At 58.5% G+C, this 18092-nt stretch carries 21 protein-coding genes and 1 tRNA gene; 5 read left to right on the top strand and 17 right to left on the bottom strand.

Features of this window, described 5'->3' with window-relative positions; all coding sequences use genetic code 11:
* The first annotated feature begins 2 nt into the window (after nucleotides 1-2).
* Nucleotides 3-686 carry a DUF1045 domain-containing protein gene (locus tag PG871_RS03655; RefSeq protein ID WP_270726079.1) on the top strand — a complete coding sequence of 228 codons (684 nt, stop codon included), beginning with the start codon at nucleotides 3-5 and terminating at the stop codon, nucleotides 684-686.
* Here PG871_RS03655 and phnN read toward each other — a convergent pair.
* The 7 genes from phnN to phnG all read right to left on the bottom strand — a co-directional run bounded on the left by phnN (nucleotide 668) and on the right by phnG (nucleotide 5717).
* Nucleotides 668-1213 (bottom strand): phosphonate metabolism protein/1,5-bisphosphokinase (PRPP-forming) PhnN, encoded by a 546-nt coding sequence (phnN, locus tag PG871_RS03650; RefSeq protein WP_333559655.1) that lies wholly within the window; start codon nucleotides 1211-1213, stop codon nucleotides 668-670. The genes PG871_RS03655 and phnN overlap by 19 nt on opposite strands.
* Nucleotides 1210-1902: a phosphonate C-P lyase system protein PhnL gene (phnL, locus tag PG871_RS03645; protein WP_270726076.1), complete on the bottom strand. Its 693-nt coding sequence runs from the start codon at nucleotides 1900-1902 to the stop codon at nucleotides 1210-1212. Before phnL ends, phnN begins: the two co-directional genes overlap by 4 nt.
* Before the next feature lie 75 nt (nucleotides 1903-1977).
* Nucleotides 1978-2748 carry a phosphonate C-P lyase system protein PhnK gene (phnK, locus tag PG871_RS03640; RefSeq protein ID WP_270726074.1) on the bottom strand — a complete coding sequence of 257 codons (771 nt, stop codon included), beginning with the start codon at nucleotides 2746-2748 and terminating at the stop codon, nucleotides 1978-1980.
* The gene (locus tag PG871_RS03635) at nucleotides 2745-3614 is read right to left on the bottom strand and encodes an alpha-D-ribose 1-methylphosphonate 5-phosphate C-P-lyase PhnJ (RefSeq protein ID WP_270726070.1); all 870 of its coding nucleotides are present in this window, start codon (nucleotides 3612-3614) and stop codon (nucleotides 2745-2747) included. Before PG871_RS03635 ends, phnK begins: the two co-directional genes overlap by 4 nt.
* The gene (locus PG871_RS03630) at nucleotides 3611-4705 is read right to left on the bottom strand and encodes a carbon-phosphorus lyase complex subunit PhnI (protein WP_054003642.1); all 1095 of its coding nucleotides are present in this window, start codon (nucleotides 4703-4705) and stop codon (nucleotides 3611-3613) included. The genes PG871_RS03635 and PG871_RS03630 overlap by 4 nt, the downstream gene beginning before the upstream one ends.
* Complete coding sequence (phnH, locus tag PG871_RS03625) at nucleotides 4705-5274, bottom strand: phosphonate C-P lyase system protein PhnH (RefSeq protein ID WP_270726062.1); 570 nt, start codon at nucleotides 5272-5274, stop codon at nucleotides 4705-4707. Before phnH ends, PG871_RS03630 begins: the two co-directional genes overlap by 1 nt.
* Nucleotides 5274-5717: a phosphonate C-P lyase system protein PhnG gene (phnG, locus tag PG871_RS03620; RefSeq protein ID WP_270726060.1), complete on the bottom strand. Its 444-nt coding sequence runs from the start codon at nucleotides 5715-5717 to the stop codon at nucleotides 5274-5276. Before phnG ends, phnH begins: the two co-directional genes overlap by 1 nt.
* Before the next feature lie 113 nt (nucleotides 5718-5830).
* On the opposite strand from phnG, the gene phnF reads away from it, so the two are divergent.
* Nucleotides 5831-6544: a phosphonate metabolism transcriptional regulator PhnF gene (phnF, locus tag PG871_RS03615; protein WP_270726058.1), complete on the top strand. Its 714-nt coding sequence runs from the start codon at nucleotides 5831-5833 to the stop codon at nucleotides 6542-6544.
* A gap of 79 nt (nucleotides 6545-6623) precedes the next feature.
* Nucleotides 6624-7805 carry an alpha-D-ribose 1-methylphosphonate 5-triphosphate diphosphatase gene (locus tag PG871_RS03610; RefSeq protein ID WP_270726056.1) on the top strand — a complete coding sequence of 394 codons (1182 nt, stop codon included), beginning with the start codon at nucleotides 6624-6626 and terminating at the stop codon, nucleotides 7803-7805.
* Between the two features lie 92 nt (nucleotides 7806-7897).
* On the opposite strand, the gene PG871_RS03605 is transcribed toward PG871_RS03610, so the two are convergent.
* Complete coding sequence (locus tag PG871_RS03605) at nucleotides 7898-8209, bottom strand: hypothetical protein (protein ID WP_270726053.1); 312 nt, start codon at nucleotides 8207-8209, stop codon at nucleotides 7898-7900.
* Between PG871_RS03605 and PG871_RS03600 the strand changes: the two genes are divergently transcribed.
* Entirely contained in the window at nucleotides 8210-8842 is a 633-nt protein-coding gene (locus tag PG871_RS03600; RefSeq protein WP_270726052.1) for a hypothetical protein, read from the top strand. It abuts the gene before it with no gap.
* Here the strand turns inward: PG871_RS03600 and PG871_RS03595 are convergent.
* The 5 genes from PG871_RS03595 to phnC all read right to left on the bottom strand — a co-directional run bounded on the left by PG871_RS03595 (nucleotide 8805) and on the right by phnC (nucleotide 13578).
* Nucleotides 8805-9422, bottom strand: a complete 618-nt coding sequence (locus tag PG871_RS03595; protein WP_270726049.1) for a chloramphenicol acetyltransferase — start codon at nucleotides 9420-9422, stop codon at nucleotides 8805-8807. The two genes, PG871_RS03600 and PG871_RS03595, sit on opposite strands and share 38 nt — an antisense overlap.
* 108 nt (nucleotides 9423-9530) lie before the next feature.
* A complete protein-coding gene (gene phnE / locus PG871_RS03590; protein WP_270726047.1) occupies nucleotides 9531-10856 on the bottom strand; it encodes a phosphonate ABC transporter, permease protein PhnE in 1326 nt (441 codons plus the stop codon).
* Nucleotides 10853-11737, bottom strand: a complete 885-nt coding sequence (gene phnE / locus PG871_RS03585; RefSeq protein WP_270726044.1) for a phosphonate ABC transporter, permease protein PhnE — start codon at nucleotides 11735-11737, stop codon at nucleotides 10853-10855. Before phnE (PG871_RS03585) ends, phnE (PG871_RS03590) begins: the two co-directional genes overlap by 4 nt.
* Nucleotides 11738-11808: 71 nt before the next feature.
* The gene (phnD, locus tag PG871_RS03580) at nucleotides 11809-12711 is read right to left on the bottom strand and encodes a phosphonate ABC transporter substrate-binding protein (protein ID WP_270726042.1); all 903 of its coding nucleotides are present in this window, start codon (nucleotides 12709-12711) and stop codon (nucleotides 11809-11811) included.
* 57 nt (nucleotides 12712-12768) lie between these two features.
* On the bottom strand, nucleotides 12769-13578 hold the full coding sequence (phnC, locus tag PG871_RS03575) for a phosphonate ABC transporter ATP-binding protein (RefSeq protein WP_270726039.1): 810 nt from the start codon (nucleotides 13576-13578) through the stop codon (nucleotides 12769-12771).
* A gap of 277 nt (nucleotides 13579-13855) precedes the next feature.
* Between phnC and PG871_RS03570 the strand changes: the two genes are divergently transcribed.
* A tRNA-Met gene (locus PG871_RS03570) sits at nucleotides 13856-13932 on the top strand.
* Nucleotides 13933-14618: 686 nt separating this feature from the next.
* Here PG871_RS03570 and PG871_RS03565 read toward each other — a convergent pair.
* Genes PG871_RS03565 through hisD form a run of 4 tightly spaced genes read right to left on the bottom strand, consistent with a single transcriptional unit; the run spans nucleotide 14619 to nucleotide 18090 of the window.
* A complete protein-coding gene (locus tag PG871_RS03565) occupies nucleotides 14619-15029 on the bottom strand; it encodes a universal stress protein (protein ID WP_270726037.1) in 411 nt (136 codons plus the stop codon).
* 22 nt (nucleotides 15030-15051) lie between these two features.
* Nucleotides 15052-16032 (bottom strand): alcohol dehydrogenase catalytic domain-containing protein, encoded by a 981-nt coding sequence (locus PG871_RS03560; RefSeq protein WP_270726034.1) that lies wholly within the window; start codon nucleotides 16030-16032, stop codon nucleotides 15052-15054.
* The gene (locus PG871_RS03555) at nucleotides 16029-16790 is read right to left on the bottom strand and encodes an SDR family NAD(P)-dependent oxidoreductase (protein WP_270726031.1); all 762 of its coding nucleotides are present in this window, start codon (nucleotides 16788-16790) and stop codon (nucleotides 16029-16031) included. Before PG871_RS03555 ends, PG871_RS03560 begins: the two co-directional genes overlap by 4 nt.
* Complete coding sequence (hisD, locus tag PG871_RS03550; protein ID WP_270726028.1) at nucleotides 16783-18090, bottom strand: histidinol dehydrogenase; 1308 nt, start codon at nucleotides 18088-18090, stop codon at nucleotides 16783-16785. Before hisD ends, PG871_RS03555 begins: the two co-directional genes overlap by 8 nt.
* Between the last annotated feature and the right edge of the window lie 2 nt (nucleotides 18091-18092).

Genomic DNA, 18092 nt, shown 5'->3' with positions numbered 1-18092 from the left:
TCATGCAGTTCCGAAGATACGGCATTTACTACACACCGCGTCCTGGCGCATTGGCTGATTTTGGTGCGGCTTGGTTGGGTTGGGACGTGATCACCGGCACGGCAGTGGCGCATCCCCATGTAAACGATTTGCCCCTGCAAATCGCTGAAATCACCGCGACGCCGCGCAAATACGGCCTGCACGGCACAATCAAACCGCCGTTTTTTCTCGCAGAGGGCACCGAAATTGCGGGTCTGCGCAGCGCCTTCAGCGCGCTTTGCACCAACCTCGCGCCGGTGGCGCTGGACGGTCTGCAACTGTCGCGCATCGGCAGCTTTATCGCGTTGACCATCATCGGTGATCAGGCGTCCTTGGCCGCGCTCGCGGGTCATGCCGTACGCGATCTCGATGCTTTTCGCGCACCACCCAGCGCGGACGAGCTGGAGCGTCGTCGTAAATCCAGCCTTTCCGCCCGCCAAGAGCAGCTCTTGGCGCAATGGGGCTACCCCTATGTGATGGACGAGTTCCGCTTTCACATCACTATGTCCGGTCGCCTTGGCAAAAACGCCGAGGCCACAATTGCTGCGCTGACGCCGCACGTGACCCCGTTTTTGCCAACCCCGTTTGTGGTCGACAGCCTGACCCTCGTGGGCGAGGACGAAGCAGGAATGTTTCACGAAATCCAACGTCATACCCTCACCGGCTGAAGCGCGGCCAAAGCCCGCGCCACGGTCTCCTCAAGCGCGCCGTCATTGGAAATCTCAATCACATCCGCGCCCTGCGGTTGCTCACTGGCGGCCCGCTCCAAACGGCCTTCAATCTCTTTCGCGCTCTCCCGTCCCCGTGCCGCCAATCGCGCCGCCAGAGTTGGAATGTCGGCTGTCAAAGAGAGCACTGCAAAATCGTCAAATGCCGCGCGCGCCTTGTCGAGAATGCTGCGCGACAAGTTCACCAACACAACCGCGTCCGCGTCATCAACCGCCAGCCCGTCACGCGGCACGCCATAGAGCAGCCCATGCGCGGCCCACCACAAGGCAAAAGCGTCTTGCGCGACAAATGCATCAAATTCCGCCTCGGTTGCACCAACCGAGTTTTCACCGCCCGCACCGGCCGCCCGCGTGATCACCCGCCGAACCAGCCGCACCCGTGCGTCCGCCGCTGCCAAGGCTTCCATCACGGTATCCTTGCCTACGCCGGATGGCCCGACAACACCGATCACGCGCACCGCCATCATGCAGCTCCCGCCGTCAAACCTGGAGTATAGATCGACACGTCGATCTCGCGATCGCAAACCCGCGCCCGCGCCGCTTCATCGTGAAAAATGCCAACGATGGCAGCACCACGCGCCTTTGCCTCTTCTATGAGGCTCAGCACCGTCTCGCGGTTGGTTGCATCCAAACTCGCCGTAGGCTCATCCAGCAACATCGCCGGATAGTCGTGCGCAAAACCGCGCGCGATGTTCACGCGCTGCTGCTCGCCGCCTGAAAAGGATGTTGGCGACAACGACCACAGCCTTTCGGGAATATTCAACCGCGCCAACAACTCCCGCGCTTTGGCGCGCGCTGCTTCACCTTCGGCCCCCACCGCCAACAACGGCTCCGCCACCACATCCACGGTTGGCACGCGCGGCACCACGCGCAGAAACTGGCTCACATAGCCCAGCACGTCACGCCGCAACGCCAAAATCTCGCGTGGTTCCGCCTGTACGACGTCGACGCCGTCCACGACAATCGACCCGCCCGCAGCGAGATAGTTGCCGTATATCATCCGCATCAACGTCGACTTGCCGGCGCCCGACGCGCCGGTCAACGCCACGCACTCACCGGGCGCCACCACCAACTCTGCGCCGTGCATCACCGGAATGACTGCGCCACCCTGATTGTGCAGGGTGAATGTCTTGCTGAGGTTCCTGATCTCGATCATCAGAGCTTCCTTTTGCCCAAAATATCCTCGGGGGGAGTCGCTTGCGACGGGGGGCAGACAGCCCCCTCCCCGCCTTTAAACTTGCAGAACCGAACTCACCAACAACTGCGTGTACGCATGTTGCGGATCATCCAGCACCTGATCGGTCAGGCCGGTTTCCACCACATGACCATCCTTCATCACCATCAACCGGTCCGCCAGCAGACGCACCACGGCCAGATCATGCGTCACGATAATGGCGCTCAGTCCCATTTCCCGCACCAATCCGCGTAACAAATCCAGCAAGCGCGCCTGCACCGACACATCCAGCCCGCCCGTGGGTTCGTCCATGAACACCAACCGCGGCCCTGTCACCAGGTTGCGCGCAATCTGCAAACGCTGCTGCATCCCGCCGGAAAACTGCGTCGGGCGATCGTCCACACGCTCTTCGCTGATTTCAACCCGGCCCAGCCAATCGACGGCCTCAGCACGGATATTGCCGTAATGCCGCGCACCCACAGCCATCAGCCGCTCGCCAACGTTGCCGCCCGCCGACACGTTCATCCGCAACCCGTCGCGCGCGTGTTGATGCACAAAGGCCCAATCGGTGCGGCTCAGCATACGACGCTCCGGCTCACTCATCGTGACCGTGTCGCGCATCTCGCCATCGCGCATTTCAAATCGCACCTCGCCGGTCTCTGGAGTTAGAAAACCGGCGAGGCAGTTGAGGAGCGTAGATTTGCCCGAACCGCTTTCCCCAACAATCCCCATGACTTCTCCGGGGTAGAGATCGAAATTCACGTCCTGACAGCCAATCCGGTGGCCGTAAAACTTGCTGATGTTCTGAACTTGCAGAAGCGGTGTCATGCCGCGTCCTCCTCAAAAGGTGTGCCTTGCGCACCCACATGCCCCGCCTTGCGGCGGCTGGCGCAATAATCTGTGTCCGAACACACAAACATCCGGTTGCCCGCGTCATCCATGATAACTTCGTCCAGATAACTGTCGGTCGCGCCACACATGTCGCAGGCGTGATCTGCTTTGCTGGCCTCAAACGGGAAGTCATCAAAATCGAGGCTGACCACCTGACAATACGGCGGCAGCGCGTAAATCCGCTGTTCGCGCCCCGCGCCGAACAATTGAATGCCCGCCATTTCCATCTTCGGGTTGTCGAACTTCGGGATTGGGCTTGGGTCCATCACATAGCGCCCCTCGACTTTCACCGGATAGGCGTAAGACGTGGCAATCGCGCCGTGTTTGGCGATGTCCTCATACAGTTTGACATGCATCAGGCCATATTCTTCAAGGCTGTGCATCTTGCGTGTTTCCACCTCAGACGGCTCCAGAAACCGCAAAGGCTCGGGAATTGGCACCTGATACACAAGGATCTGATCTTCGCGCAGTTCGTCCTCTGGGATGCGGTGGCGGGTCTGAATGACGCTTGCCGCGCTGGTTTCTTCGGTTGTGGCCACGCCTGCGGTCTTCTCGAAGAACTTGCGGATCGACACAGCGTTGGTGGTGTCATCTGCCCCCTGATCGATGACCTTAAAGGTGTCATCCGGCGTGAGGGTCGCGGCAGACACCTGCACACCGCCCGTGCCCCAGCCATAAGGCATTGGCATTTCGCGGCTGGCGAACGGCACCTGATATCCGGGAATGGCAAGCCCCTTTAGGATCGCGCGCCGGATCATGCGTTTGGTCTGCTCGTCCAGATAGGCAAAGTTATAATCGCTCATTCCGCCGCCTCCTGCACGGGATTGATGTTTTCCATCGCCTCGCGGCGCAGCTTGCGGATCAGCTCCAACTCAGATTGGAAATCGACATAATGCGGCAGCTTGATGTGCTCCAAAAAGCCCGTCGCCTGAATGTTGTCGGAGTGATACAGCACGAACTCTTCGTCCTGCGCAGGCGCGCCCATGTTGTCTTCGCCCAGCTCTTGCCAGCGCAGCGCACGGTCCACCAAAGCCATCGAAATCGACTTACGCTCGGATTGTCCAAACACCAGTCCGTAACCGCGCGTGAACTGCGGCGGCTCGGTCTTGGAGCCCTGAAACTGGTTTACTGTCTCACATTCCGTCAACTCGATCTCACCAACTTCGATCGCGAAACCCAATTCAGGGATGTCCATTTCCACAGCCACTTTGCCGATGCGCAACTCGCCTACAAAGGCATGGTTTCGGCCATAGCCACGCTGCGTCGAATAGGCCATCGACAGAACAAATCCCTCATCGCCCCGCGTCAAAGCCTGCAGACGCAAAGGACGCGAACTTGGCAATTCCAACGGTTCGCGCGTCAAATCCCCCGGAACGTCATCCGATGACACTTCGGTCTGGATCAAACCCTCTTGATTGAGGAACTCGGTGATATGCGGTGTGACCTCCGTGCGCGGCTCACTTTGGGGCGCTTCAGGAATGTCCCCCTCGGCGGCCAAAGCAAAATCCAGCAAACGGTGTGTGTAGTCAAACGTTGGCCCCAAGACCTGCCCGCCGGGCGCATCTTTAAAGGTCGCCGAAATCCGTCGGTCACAAGCCATCGCCTCGGTGTCCACAGGGGCCGTGGCACCAAACCGGGGCAATGTGGTGCGATAGGCGCGGATCAGGAAAATCGCCTCGATCATGTCGCCGCGGGATTGCTTGATCGCCAGCGCCGCCAGATCGGGGTCATACAGCGACCCTTCTGCCATTACACGGTTCACAGCCAGTGACAGCTGTTCGCGGATTTGCGCAATCGACAGCTCAGCCACATCCAGATCACCGCGCCGTTCTTCGGCCAACCACGCGTGCGCATTGTCAATCGCACGCTCGCCGCCTTTAACTGCAACATACATCAGGCCGCCTCCACTTTCGTTGTACGTGGCAACGCGGACACTTGGTCCCCGCTGGTGAAGAAAAAGTCCAAGCCCAAGGGAAACAGCATCGCATTCATCTGAAACGCGTCTACTTCAGGCAATCCCATCGACGCCGTGTCTTTGATGCCGGGGCCCCGCAGCACCGCGCCGTCTGCTTTCAAAGCGTCGCACTCGACAATCAAAGTGGCCGAGCGATCCGGGTATTCCGGCGTGCCAATCGCAAACTGCGTGTGCGGCGCCAAACCCGCCCAATCGCCAATCGCAAACATCGCCTCAGCAGCGCTCACAATCGGGGCACCCACATGAAACGCGATCCAGTCGCGCACCGGCTGGCAATCCCATTCGCCCGCAAGAAAGACAGGCGTGTCAGGGTCGCACAACGTCAGAACCAAGGTTCCCGCCGCCACCGACATCGGCGCAGGCGGCACCGCGCCTTTTAGGGTTTCGATCTTTCCGGGGCGCGCAATCGCAGTCATCGCCGCGCGAAAGGCATGTGCTGCCTCAATCGGCGCATCTGCAAAACCGCCCTTTAGGACATCTGCATCCATCAGTCTTCCCCCCGCACCATGGTGAAGAAATCCACCTTCGTCGCCGCAGCCTTTGCCGCACGCGTGCCTTTGCTGGCCGTCATTTCTGCCTGCAACGGCGTCAGGATCGCCGCGCGCACAGCCTCGGCCTGTTCGGTCTGCATCAACGCATCCACCAACGCAGCGACCCGCGCTTTGTCCTTGTCGCGCCCCTGCACATACCCATGTCCAACCGCGCCACTCTCCAGCTGCAACGCACATCGTGTCAGCGTCATTTCCCCTAAATTGAACGGAGCACCGGTGCCACCGAGGCGGCCTCGTACCATCGTCGCGCCAATCTCCGGCGCGCGCAGCCAGTGAAAATCAGGCTCTGCGCCCAACTCATGCCAAAGCGCCAAAAGCCGTCCCGCTGGCGTCTTGGCCAACACCGACATCCATGAGCGTCTGTTATTTTCTGCGGTCATCTAGACACCTTGCTGATTTGTCTATATTCCTATACAACTAGACAAATCCTAGCCGCACGATGCGAGTCGCGCAATCCCAAGACCCGTGAACTTTTCATGACAAAAGACCTCTGATGACAGTCAAACGCACACCTATCTGGCAGTCCATTGCCGCCGCTCTGACCGAAGACATCGCCGAAGGCCGCTATGGACCGGGCGACAAGTTGCCCACCGAGGCCGAGCTTTCCGCACGCTTCGGGGTCAACCGCCATACGGTTCGCCACGCTCTAAAATCCATGTCTGACAATGGGTTGATCCACGCCCGCCGCGGCGCGGGCGTCTTTGTGGCTCAGGTTCCTACAGACTATGCGATCGGCAAACGCGTCCGCTACCACCGCAATCTGGAACAGGCCGGGCGTCTACCGGGCAAAGAAATACTGCATCTTGAAACACGCCTCGCTGACGCGACCGAAGCCGACGCCCTTGGCCTTTCTGAGGGCGCACAAGTTCACGTCTACGACGGTCTGTCGCTCGCGGATGGTCAACCCATCGCCGTCTTCCGCTCTGTCTTTCCCGCCGACCGCTTTCCGGATCTCACCGCCCAACTTGATCGCCTGCGCTCTGTCACCGCGGCGCTCAAGGAACATGGCATCACCGACTACACCCGTGCCCAGACCCGCTTGGCGGCACGTCCCGCGTCCGCAACGCAGGCCCTGCATCTGCGCATTTCAGAAGGCGACCCAATCCTGCGCTCCGTCGGGGTAAACGTCGACACCAACCAGCGCCCCATCGAATTTGGCACCACGTGGTTTGCCGGAGACCGCGTGACATTGACCCTGTCTGAATAGGGGCAAAAACCCGCCACCCGTCACGCAGGCGACACATAGGACATGTACGGTTCGAGAAAACCGAGATTGAGCATAACCCATGTCCAGATCAACACTGTCCCTGCGCCTTACAGGCGCCAAAATCCTGCGCGATGGCACCCTGCAAAGCCGCTCTCTGGTGGTTGACAAAGGACGCATCTCAAAAGGCCCGTTGCCGGAAGTAGACCTGTCCGGTTACTTGCTTTTGCCCGGCATTATCGACATGCACGGCGACGCATTTGAGCGCCACATCGCACCACGTCCCTCCGCGCCGTTTCCGCTGGAAATGGGTCTGCGCGCCACCGACCGCGACATGGCGGCCAATGGTGTGACCACCGCATGGCTTGCCCAAAGCTGGAGCTGGGAAGGCGGCCATCGCGGCCCTGATTTTGCCGAAGACCTGTTTGATGCACTGGACCATTACCGCCCCCACGCGGTCAGCGATCTGCGCATTCAAGTGCGCTGCGAAACCCATACCGTCGACACAACAGACCGGCTTTTGGCGGCCGTTCGCCGCCATGCCATCGACTATGTTGTCTTCAACAATCACCTCGACGAAGCACGCCAGCTGGCCCGTGAAAAGCCCGACGAGATCATGCTTTGGGCCACGAAAAGCGGGCGCACAGCCGCACAGCACATGGCCATCGTCAACGACGCCATCGAACAGGAAGCCCGCGTGCCGCGCTATCTTTGTACGCTTGCGGATGCGTTTGACACGCTGGGAATTCGCTACGGCAGCCATGATGACCCCGATGCCGACACGCGCGAGCGGTTTTCCCTGATTGGTGCACGGATTTGCGAATTTCCCACGGCACGTGGCGCGGCTGCGGTGGCCAAAGCCGTTGGGGATTGTGTGATTATGGGCGCCCCGAATGTCGTCAGAGGCGGATCGCAGGCGGGCAACATTCGCGCCGCCAATCTGGTCGCCGAAGGGCTGTGTGACGTGTTGGTCTCGGACTATCACTACCCCGCCCTCGCCAAAGCGGCTTTCCGTCTGGTTGACGACGGCCTGTGCACGCTGCCCCAAGCCTGGGCAATGATATCCCGCACACCAGCCGACATCATGGGGCTGCATGACCGTGGCACATTGGATCATGGAAAACGCGCCGACATTGCCATCGTGAACGAGCAGACCCACGCAATCGAAGGCACAATCTCCGGTGGTCGCATCAGCCACCTCACGGGCATAGCGGCGCAGCGGTTCTTTGCCTCGCCCGCGCATATGAAGATGGCCGCTGAGTAGATCACCATGTAGTTTGGCCTTTAGCTGGGGGCAGACATTCGGCGCGGCGGCTTTCCGGGACTTTGTTGCCTTTCGGGAAACGAAAACGAAGGTCAGCTTTTAGTTTCCATCGACCAATCTTGCGCTTTGACCTCAAGGGCTTCGTCTCTCAGGTAGAAATGAAAATGCCGCGTTCCAGATCCTGCCATCGTGATCCAAGGTGTGGGGTCCATATCGTCTCGGGTGTTGCCTGAGATTTCGTAGAACTCGCCCCATGACGGTGCAAGCCCGCTGAAACGGCATTGGCCGTCATACCATCCATGGTCATTTACTGGTGTCACACGATACCGCTTGCAGCCTTTGAAGCAGACTGTGATCGCAGGTGCGTACTCGTATTCACGATAGACATATGGATTTGGCCGCATATGAGCCAACAGCGTTTCGCCGCTTTGCTCAATCTTGAGGCCGACATCATTTGGATCCGCGTTCCAACCTTCATTGAGATGCGTAAATGTCGGCAGATCGTCAGTTTGGAAGTGCCAAGGCAATTCGTCTTTAGGCCTCCACGTGACAAAAAGACGATCTGGTCGCTGTACCAATGGTCGCAGAGTGTCCGTCGGTTCGTTGATCAAGACAGCAACACAACCCCGCCCTGTCAACTTCCAGCCCGTCAAGCAATTCCTTGTCCGCCGACCATCGACCTGAGCAATCGGCAAGTTACGATCAGCGACTTGCAAGACGTCTCCTGCCTCTGGGACATGCGTGAGCTGATCCAACATCAGGACAGTGCGAGGCTTCCCAGCTTCATCGTCTGGCATACTAAATGCATCGGTCAGGCGACCCTTGGGTTTGCGCACAAAGTTACTCCAAAAAAGTTCAAACTGATCCTAACAATCATGGCGAACCTTTGGAAGCAGACGCTCGTAGACCGCGCAGAATCTGGTACTTTGGGCTCTAACCCGCCATTCTCTGCAACGCCAACCACACCCTATCGCAGAACCCGCCGGCCTTTCCACGCCATCACCGCTCATATTTTTCCAAAAACGCCTCGGCCTTGAGGCTGCGGAAATCCGTCAGCGCCGCCCTCAGCGCGTCGTGGTCCCAATCCCACCACTCCAAGGCCAAAAGCCGGTCCGCGACCGCTTGCGAAAACCTTGGCCGCAACGGCGTCGCCGGTGTTCCTGCCACAATCATGTAAGGCGGCACGTCTTTGGTGACCACCGCACCCGCCGCCACGATACTGCCGTGACCCAAACTGACCTCCGGCTTGATCATCGCCCCGTGCCCAATCCATGTGTCGTGCCCGATCCGCGCCACGCGGCTTGCGCGGTGCTCAAAGAACGCGACATCGTGCTCCGCGTCGTCAAAATAATCTGCAGAGCGATAGAGGAAATGATGAAGGGAAGCGTTTTCCATCGGGTGATCCGTGGCACCGATCCGGCTGAAGGCGGCGATGTTGGCAAACTTGCCGATCTCGGCATTGGCCACCTCGGCCATGCGGTCACAGTATGAGTAGTCATCAAACCGCGCATTGATGATCCGGCTGCCCTGTCCGATTTCGACAAACCGGCCATAGGTGACCTCGTGCAGAATACAATCGGGATGGATCAAAGGGGCGTCTGCCGAAAGTTTGGCCATGGTCTGTGTCTCCGGTTGAGGAAGAGATGTGATCCTCCGGCGGAGGTATTGAGGGAACAAATAAAAGGGCCGGACGAGTCCGCCCGCCCCTTTTCGTTCAGAGTAAGCTTAGCGCCCGCTTTCGTCGCCCGCGATCAATTTGCGGCGCAGCCAGCCCGAGAACCAATCCATCGCCATCACCATCAGAATGATCAAAACGATGTAATAGGCGACCTCTTCCCAGTCTTTTTGGGTGATCATCGCTTGGGTCAGCATCAAACCAATGCCGCCACCGGTGATCGCGCCAATGATGGTCGCGCTGCGGGTGTTGCTTTCCAGATAATACAGGATCTGGCTAAGCAACACAGGTGTCACCTGCGGGATCACCCCAAAGCGATATCGCTGCAACGGTTTCGCACCGGTGGATTGAATGCCCTCGATCTGTTTCTTGTCGACGTTTTCCAGCGCCTCGGAGAACATTTTACCAAAGCTTCCTGTGTCGGTGATCAGGATCGCCAATGCACCGGTCAGAGGACCGGGCCCAAAAGCGCGGGCAAGCACGATGGTCCAGATCAGCGCGTCTACGCCACGGAAGAAGTCAAAGAACCGGCGGGTTATTTGGCGCACGGCGGTGAAAGGCGTGAAATTCTTGGCCGCCAGAAATGCCAGCGGCAAAGCCACAATCGCCGCGCCCATCGTGCCCAAAAACGCCATCAGGATGGTTTCAAACAACGCCCAGGCCACATCTTTGTGGCGCCACATCTTGTTGTTCCAGAAATCCTGCCAAATCGCAGCAGATTCGCCGCCCAGCGCTCGCGACATGACCTCGCCAAACCCAAGACCCGAATAGGGGCTGTCGAGTGTAAAGAAGAAGAGCTCCCAACCAGCGAAGTAGCGGAAGACTTCGGTGCGGTTGCGGGTGATCGTCAAACGGCCAGCGTCGGTGGTGATCGTCATCCGGTTTTTGGACGCATTGATCCAATCAGGCGTTTCGGAGGTTGGCAAGCTGGCTTGCACACCGCTCGCACGGCTCGGCTGCGCCGTGATCAACCCGTATCCCGGCACGTCGTAGCTGACAAAGTTGTCGGCCCCAAAGACGATTTCATGTCCACCACCAAGGTCAATCACCTTGTCGGCCGCGCCCAACGTCACCCATTCAGGGACGGTGCCCTCAGGATAAGAGCCTTTGCGCTCGCCTTCGATGGCGGCGGTGACATCACCAGTGCGGTTGTCGCGGGTGATATGGGTTTTGTAGCTATAGCTATCGGCCACAAGGGCCCGGGCATTGTCGACTTCAAAACGCTTGACCAGGCCCGGCACGTCAAAGTTGAAGAAAATATAGGTCAGATAGAGCAAGACCACGACAGGCAGACCAAAGCTGAACAACCGTTTGCGGCTAAATTGCTGATCGGCCTGAACTTTCAGGAAATCGGTTTCATTGGCTGCGATGCTCATGCCGACACCTTTTGTGCTTGTGCGGTGGTTTTGCCGTGCGTCAGGCGCTCGCGCACCACAGAGGATAGCTGATCGACCGCCACGATGGCGGCAAACAGCAGAAGGAAAATTGCGGCAGCTTCGTCATACTGGCCCTTGCCCCAGCTCATAGCGTTCTTGAGCTCATAGCCAATGCCGCCGGCACCCACAAAGCCAAGGATGGCGGAGGCGCGGATGTTGATCTCAAACCGCAACAGCGCATAGCTGAAGTAGTTCGGCGCTACCTGCGGGATCACGCCCAGCCACATACGTTGCGCCCAGCTGGCCCCAACCGATTGCAGACCCTCAACGGGTTTCAACGACGCGTTCTCATTCACTTCGGAAAACAATTTGCCCAGCGCCCCAGCCGTGTGAAACGCAATTGCGATCATCGCGGGCACAGGTCCACCGCCCATGACAAAGATCAGAACCAGCGCAATCACGATCTCCGGAACTGCGCGCATAATGTCCATGATCCGGCGAAACAAAGGGATCAGGCGCGGCCACTTGGCCATTCCGCGTGTCGACAACAGCGACAGAACCATCGCCAGCATTGCGCCCAGCAAGGTCGACGCCGCCGCGATGTTGATCGTTTCAATCAACGACGGGAAGAACGTTATAAAATGCGCCGGCATCTCGTCGAGTTTGCCAACCGCTTCGCTCACGACTTCTTTGGGGAAATCAAAAAACCGGTGCAGCCCGTCCCAGAAACCGCCTGCATTGCGGTCGTCTGCGATCATGAACCCTGACACCATCAACGCGATGAAAATCACAAGGATGATGCCGTCCATCATCCGCTTGCGCCGCACCTGCGCCATGTAATCGGCGCGAATATCGGTGACGCGTCCCGTCAGCTCAGTCATGACTGCCCTTTCAAGTCAAAAAACAGGCCCCGCGATGGGTGCGGGGCCTGAGAAATCTTGCGTCGCAAGCTTTAGTTGGACTTCAGCTTGCGTGCTTCGATGATCACCTCATAGGCGTCGTGACCGATTGGCATCAGGCCTTTGGCCTCACCCGACAGCACGCCATAGGCGCATTCGGAGTCCATCGCTGGCAGCGATGCCATCAGAGCGGTCATTTTCACTTTGGTGGCTTCTGGCAGAGCTTTGCGCAGAACGATTGGGCCTTCTGGGATCGGCTTGGACTGCCAGATCTGAACCAGTTCGTTCATGTCTACGAGACCCGCATCAACAGCCTTGCGCAGCGCGCCGGAGTTGAAACCGTCTTCCCATTCGCCCAGACCGTCGGCCCAAGTCACGCCAGCGTCGATGTCGCCGTTGTAAACCGCTACGATTGTCTGCTCGTGGCCACCGGTGAATTTTACTTCGCCGAAGTAGTCGCCGGACGTCATGGTCGCGCCGGTTGCTTCAGGAATTTCGATCGATGGGATCAAGAAACCGGACGTGGAGTTCGGGTCACCAAAGCCAAAGACTTTGCCCTTCATCGCGTCAAGGCTTTCGATGTCCGCGTCTTTGCGTGCGAAGCCAACGGAGTAGTAGCCGTAGCCGCCGTCAACGTTCACTTTAACGAGGATTGGCTCAACCGCTTCTGGGTCGGACAAGAAGGTTTTTGCGTAACCCGACGCGCCCAGCCATGCCATGTCGATGGTGCCGCCCAACAGGCCCTGGATCACACCGTTATAGTCGGCAGGTGCGAACACTTTGGTTTCAACACCCAGCAGGTCTTCGGTTTTGGTGCGCAAGCACTCATACGAATTCATGCGATCCTGAGCGTTTTCTCCGCCCAAAACACCGATGCGGAATTCTTTGATATCTTCAGCCATGACCGGTGCGGTCAAAGCAGTTGTGGCCAGTGCGGCAGCAATCAGTTTTTTCATCTTTTCTCTCCGGTTGGTAAATTGCCCGCACATTGGTGCGCGGGGTCGTGATGAAACTTAGGCAACGACGTCTTCCGCATCTGTGCGGTCGAGCGTTTCGATTTGGGTGGATGTGGCTTCTTCGCTAAAGCTGTCGTCCGCACCGTAGATGTCGCGGGCAGCACCCGTGGTCAGCTGCTCAGGCGTGCCGTCAAACACAATGCGCCCGTCCCGCATACCGATCACGCGGTCACAAAACCGGCGCGCCGTATCGAGCGTGTGCAAGTTGGCAATCACCGTACGCCCGTCTTCTTCGTGGATGGAGCGCAGCGATTGCATCACCACCTGCGCGTTCATCGGGTCAAGCGAGGCGATGGGCTCATCCGCCAGAATGATCTTGGGGTCCTGCATCAAGGCGCGTGCAATGGCGACGCGCTGCTGTTGGCCGCCCGACAAAGCTTCGGCACGCTTCGGGCCATGCTCGGCGATGCCAAGACGATCCAGAATGTCGATGGCCCGATGAATGTCGGATGTCGGAAACAGATTGAACATCGTGGCCATCGTTGAGCGCTGATTGAGTGTTCCGTGCAGCACATTGGACACCACATCCAGACGCGGCACCAGATTGAACTGCTGGAAAATCATCGCGCATTCGGACTGCCAGCGACGCTTGTCTTTGCCTTTAAGAGCAGTGATGTCCTGATCTTCAAACTTGATACGACCCGAGGTCGCATCTGTCAGGCAATTCAACATGCGCAACAAAGTGGACTTACCTGCACCAGATCGGCCAATGATGCCAATCATCGCAGGCTTCTCGACAGTGATGTTAGCGGCGTCTACCGCTACATTGGGACCAAATGACTTGGTCAGATCTTCGATTCTCAGCACGGCTATCCCCAAACTGTGTGGGGCGGTGATTAAGCCGCTTCCTCAAAGCAATCGTGTCAGTTTGATAACCGTTTTGTAACGTCCGCCGGCGAGTTCCCAATGGCAGGCACCACAGTCTGCCAAAGCCTTAGGCATCAAAGTCGTTGAATTTTCCTGATTTTTTGAAGGCCGCCCCAGCGGATTTCGCAAACTTGCGCACAAACCCATAAATCCACATCAGGCTTGGCGTTTTCTCTCTTGACCCTGCGCGCGTGAAAGCCTAAATCGCCTCCACCGTGGCGGTATAGCTCAGTTGGTTAGAGCAGCGGAATCATAATCCGCGTGTCCGGGGTTCAAGTCCCTGTACCGCCACCATTTCCCCCTTCACATCAATCTCTTAGCAAATTCATCTGCGTGAATTGATGTGTTCAATCCAAGTCCACACTGTTACGCACACACACGGCGGGAACAGGTGGCGAGGTCGACACAGAATCAAGTTTCTAGGCTGAAGCACTTCCGATCTGGTCTCGCAGTTTACCAAACAGGCAAAAGTCCGTTCTGACATCTTCGGCTCTGGGATACCGCTTCGAAGACGCATGTTCGACGATCTATCAAATAAACCAGTCGCTTAGAGGAAATTGAAGCCGCTGTTGAATTTGCAGATTCGTTCCGTCGCACGGCTGATCCAAAACAGCAGTCAAAAAAGACCGTGGTTTCGAATCTTATGCGAAGGAATTTGATCTCGCGAAAATCACGTCAGCCACGATGCGCGATTTTCTGGTTCATCTCGATTCTCGTCGAGATCAGCGGGGGTGGAGCGCAAAGTCAACAAATTGGCGCGGCCCGATCCGGAACGGCATCGTGATACCATTGCGCTGCTTGCGAGGACGCCTGCCAACTTCGCTCCCAGCTCCGCCATCAATGTAGTCGCACACCATCCATGGCCACCGACGTTTCGCAATGCGCCTTGCATCGTCGGCCGAGTGAATTACGGATCCGAAATTACGTCAACGCGACCCTCATATCGCCGCTATCTAAATCCATTCCAGACATTTTTCATCCTACGCACCACGATGCACATGAACCGTGCACTTGGCATGGCGGACCACCCGTGCCGCAGTCGAACCGATCAGAAAATCGCTGACAGTGGGTTGATGGGAGCCGATCACGATGCAATCAAAGTCGCCCTTCTCAGCGTATTCGACAATCGTTCGATAGGCATGTCCGCGCACGATATCGGCTTTTACAACGTCCATCCCCTGCACCTTTTCCTTCAGCAATTTTTCGGCGGCCTTCAGTCCTTCGTCGATCCGATCCTCTCCCATGTAGGTGCTCGCCGTGCCTTGTGGGATGTCGTAGACATGGAGCGCGGTGATCTGCCCGCCGTCTGAACGTAGCCCTTCCGCCAGGGCCAGTGACTTGTGGGAAAACCCATGGTTCAACGCCAGGGGGACAAGAATGTTTTTGTACATGTTGGATCCTTTCGTGTTGGCTTTATGCCCATGGGTCGAGAATGATCTTGGGGGCTGCCGCGTTGCCCGCGCTAATGTCACGAAACGCGGTCGCGCCGTCTTCCAACGATCTTGTTTCAAACCAGTCTAGTTGGCCAAGGCGACCATCGAACATGGCCTGCGCCGTGTCGTGGAAATCTTGCGCGGTATACGTGTAGCTGCCGACAAAGGCGACTTCCTGCAGGGTCATGCGGCGAACGTCCAAGCCTTCCGCATTGTCACCCAGCCCGACATGGGCAATGACCCCGCCGGGCGCGACCCATTCCGACGCAACAGCCCTTGTCGCGGCAAAGCCGACCGCGTCGACGACGATGGAGGCAATTTTTTGCGGCGTCTCAACCGCCCGCAACCCGCATCGATCCTCAAGAAACCGACGGCGCAGGGCATTGGGTTCGGTGATTTCAACGTCGTCCCAGCCCATTGCCCTGAGTGCCAGCGCGGCGGCCAGTCCGATGGCCCCGCCGCCGATGACCAAGGCGCGGCGCTCCATATCGGGATGCACGCCGTCGATGGCCAGCCTTACTGCATGCCAGCTGACGGCAAGCGGCTCACACAGGGCGGCCTTGTCCAAGGGAAAATCATCAGGGACTGTGATCAGGTTTTCGCTCGGCATACTGACATACTGCGCAAACGCCCCCTCGCGCGGGGGCATCGAGATGATCTGTCGGTCGGGACAGAGGTTCTCCCGCCCGGCGCGGCAATAGGAGCAGGTTCCGCAGGACACCAGCGGGTTGATCGTGACACGTCGCCCTTTCCACGGGCCGTCTTCGACAATCCCGGCGGCTTCGTGCCCGAGGATCAGCGGCGCAGGTCGTCGATCGTCATGCCCGAGATAGGCGTGCATGTCCGAACCGCAGATGCCGACCCCGTGGATACGCACTAAATGCTCACCCGCGGCGGCAACAGGCATTGCGACATCGTGGATAGCGAGCGTTTTAACACCTTCATAAACCAGCGCCTTCATTTCGCGGTGAACCCCCCATCAACCATAAGAACCTGTCCTGTCACATAACTTGAAGCGTTTGAGCACAAGAACAGCAGCGGTCCGTCGATATCTTCAAGCCTGCCGTTTCGGCCCATGCAGGTTTGCGCGGCGTTGCGCGCGGCCCTGTCCGCGTCGTCAAACACCGCTTTGGTCAGTTCCGTTGGAAAGAAACCGGGGCCAATCGCATTTGCGGTGATGCCAAGTCCCGACCAGGCTTCGGCCATTGCCCGGGTCATCTGACCGACCGCCGCCTTGCTGGCGCCATAGGCGATCCCGCCGGAAAACGCCCGTGTATTTTGCAGTGAAGCGAAATTCACGATCCTGCCCCAGCCCTTTTGCTTCATAGCAGAGACAAGGGATTGCGTCAGGAAAAACGGGGCCGAGAGGTTGAGTTCAAGCGTCTGGTCCCATCCCTCGCGGGTTACATCATCAGCGGGTTGTCGTGTGTTGATGCCTGCCGCATGGACAATGATGTCAGGCGCGCCGAAGGGTTGGGCGAGGTCCTGAGCCAAGACCGGCAGAGCGTCTCGGTCGGTGATATCGGCAGCAACAAAAGCGCAGCGCTCACCGATTTCCGTCGTCAGACTTCGCAATTGGTCTTCTCGTCTTGCAATCGCAACAACCCGCGCATCGGCTGCGCACAGGACCTGCGCGGCGCGGCGGCCCAGCCCGGAACTGGCGCCGGTCACAACGGCAACACGGCCGCTTAGATCGAAAAGAGCGCGTGGATCATCCATTGGCCGTCAAATCAAAAATTTCATTGGGGAAATACTTCGCCAACCGCACATCTGCGGCGCGCGCGTGCCCTTCCATCCCTTCCAGTCGGGAAATCCTTGCCGTGGCTTCGGCCACCTGCTTGGACCCTTCGCGGGTGGCGCGCTGCCAAGTGACGATCTTCATGTATTTGTGCACGCTCAACCCGCCCGTATAGCTGGCCGCGCCGGACGTTGGCAGCACGTGGTTCGTGCCCGCCGCCTTGTCGCCATAGGAGACGGTGGTTTCTTCCCCCAGGAACAGCGAGCCATAGCATTTCAGACGGTCCAGCCACCAATCAAGCTCATCGGCCTGAACCGTCAGGTGCTCGGGGGCATATTCGTCCGATGTTGCCGCCATTTCCTCGCGATCCGAACAGACAATCACCTCGGCATAGTCGCGCCAGGCGGCTTCGGCGTTTTCACGGTTCAATTCGGGCAGATCGGCAATCAGGTCGGGGACCCGGGCCAGCACGTCTTTGGCCAAGGGTTGGTGATCGGTCACCAGCCAGACCGGCGAGTTGTAGCCATGCTCGGCCTGGCTGACCAAATCGGTCGCCACGATATGCGGATCGGCGCCTTTGTCCGCTAGGATCAAACTGTCGGTGGGGCCTGCGATCATATCGATTCCAACCCGGCCATAAAGTGTGCGCTTGGCCTCGGCCACGAACTGATTGCCCGGCCCGACGATGATATTGGCCTTGGGCTGACCAAACAGACCGAACGCCATCGAGGCAATCCCCTGCACACCACCAATCGCCATGATCTTGTTGGCGCCGCTGGCGTGCGCCGCATAGACAATGGCAGGATAGAGGCCAGCACCCGGCTGCGGCGCGGAACAGACCGTGATATGTTCGCAGCCCGCGACCCTCGCCGTTGTCACGGTCATGATGGCGCTGGCGATATGGCGATAGCGACCGGCAGGCACGTAGCACCCGGCAGCAGAGACCGGAATGGCCTTTTGCCCTGCAATCAGCCCCGGATTGATCTCGTATTCCACATCGGCGACGGTTGCTTTTTGCACTTCGGCAAAGCGGCGGACGTTGTCATGGGCGAACAGGATATCGTCTTTCAGCTTTTGCGGAACCAGGGCGCTTGCAGCCTCGATCTCGTCCGGGGTCAGCTGAACATTGCCATCATATTGGTCGAATTTCGCGGCATATTCCAAGGCGGCCGCCTCGCCGCGGTTTTCTATATCGGCCAGTATTGTTGCTACCGTCTTGGCCGTTTCGCCGGCGTCCGAGCGTGATGTGAGCGCAGCCTTTTTCAGATAGATCCGGGTCATGG

Source organism: Shimia sp. Alg240-R146 (assembly GCF_947331465.1).
Lineage (GTDB): Bacteria > Pseudomonadota > Alphaproteobacteria > Rhodobacterales > Rhodobacteraceae > Shimia.
Note: the sequence above shows the minus strand (reverse complement) of the source record. Positions and strands in the feature narration are given on the sequence as shown.

Excerpts from the sequence above, each read along its gene's own strand:
- PG871_RS03655 (WP_270726079.1), top strand. The coding sequence starts at position 3 with ATGCAGTTCCGAAGATACGGCATTTACTACACACCGCGTCCTGGCGCA.
- phnN (WP_333559655.1), bottom strand. The coding sequence starts at position 1,213 with ATGATGGCGGTGCGCGTGATCGGTGTTGTCGGGCCATCCGGCGTAGGC.
- phnL (WP_270726076.1), bottom strand. The coding sequence starts at position 1,902 with ATGATCGAGATCAGGAACCTCAGCAAGACATTCACCCTGCACAATCAG.
- phnK (WP_270726074.1), bottom strand. The coding sequence starts at position 2,748 with ATGACACCGCTTCTGCAAGTTCAGAACATCAGCAAGTTTTACGGCCAC.
- PG871_RS03635 (WP_270726070.1), bottom strand. The coding sequence starts at position 3,614 with ATGAGCGATTATAACTTTGCCTATCTGGACGAGCAGACCAAACGCATG.
- PG871_RS03630 (WP_054003642.1), bottom strand. The coding sequence starts at position 4,705 with ATGTATGTTGCAGTTAAAGGCGGCGAGCGTGCGATTGACAATGCGCAC.
- phnH (WP_270726062.1), bottom strand. The coding sequence starts at position 5,274 with ATGGATGCAGATGTCCTAAAGGGCGGTTTTGCAGATGCGCCGATTGAG.
- phnG (WP_270726060.1), bottom strand. The coding sequence starts at position 5,717 with ATGACCGCAGAAAATAACAGACGCTCATGGATGTCGGTGTTGGCCAAG.
- phnF (WP_270726058.1), top strand. The coding sequence starts at position 5,831 with ATGACAGTCAAACGCACACCTATCTGGCAGTCCATTGCCGCCGCTCTG.
- PG871_RS03610 (WP_270726056.1), top strand. The coding sequence starts at position 6,624 with ATGTCCAGATCAACACTGTCCCTGCGCCTTACAGGCGCCAAAATCCTG.
- PG871_RS03605 (WP_270726053.1), bottom strand. The coding sequence starts at position 8,209 with ATGCGGCCAAATCCATATGTCTATCGTGAATACGAGTACGCACCTGCG.
- PG871_RS03600 (WP_270726052.1), top strand. The coding sequence starts at position 8,210 with ATGAGCCAACAGCGTTTCGCCGCTTTGCTCAATCTTGAGGCCGACATC.
- PG871_RS03595 (WP_270726049.1), bottom strand. The coding sequence starts at position 9,422 with ATGGCCAAACTTTCGGCAGACGCCCCTTTGATCCATCCCGATTGTATT.
- phnE (WP_270726047.1), bottom strand. The coding sequence starts at position 10,856 with ATGAGCATCGCAGCCAATGAAACCGATTTCCTGAAAGTTCAGGCCGAT.
- phnE (WP_270726044.1), bottom strand. The coding sequence starts at position 11,737 with ATGACTGAGCTGACGGGACGCGTCACCGATATTCGCGCCGATTACATG.
- phnD (WP_270726042.1), bottom strand. The coding sequence starts at position 12,711 with ATGAAAAAACTGATTGCTGCCGCACTGGCCACAACTGCTTTGACCGCA.
- PG871_RS03565 (WP_270726037.1), bottom strand. The coding sequence starts at position 15,029 with ATGTACAAAAACATTCTTGTCCCCCTGGCGTTGAACCATGGGTTTTCC.
- PG871_RS03560 (WP_270726034.1), bottom strand. The coding sequence starts at position 16,032 with ATGAAGGCGCTGGTTTATGAAGGTGTTAAAACGCTCGCTATCCACGAT.
- PG871_RS03555 (WP_270726031.1), bottom strand. The coding sequence starts at position 16,790 with ATGGATGATCCACGCGCTCTTTTCGATCTAAGCGGCCGTGTTGCCGTT.
- hisD (WP_270726028.1), bottom strand. The coding sequence starts at position 18,090 with ATGACCCGGATCTATCTGAAAAAGGCTGCGCTCACATCACGCTCGGAC.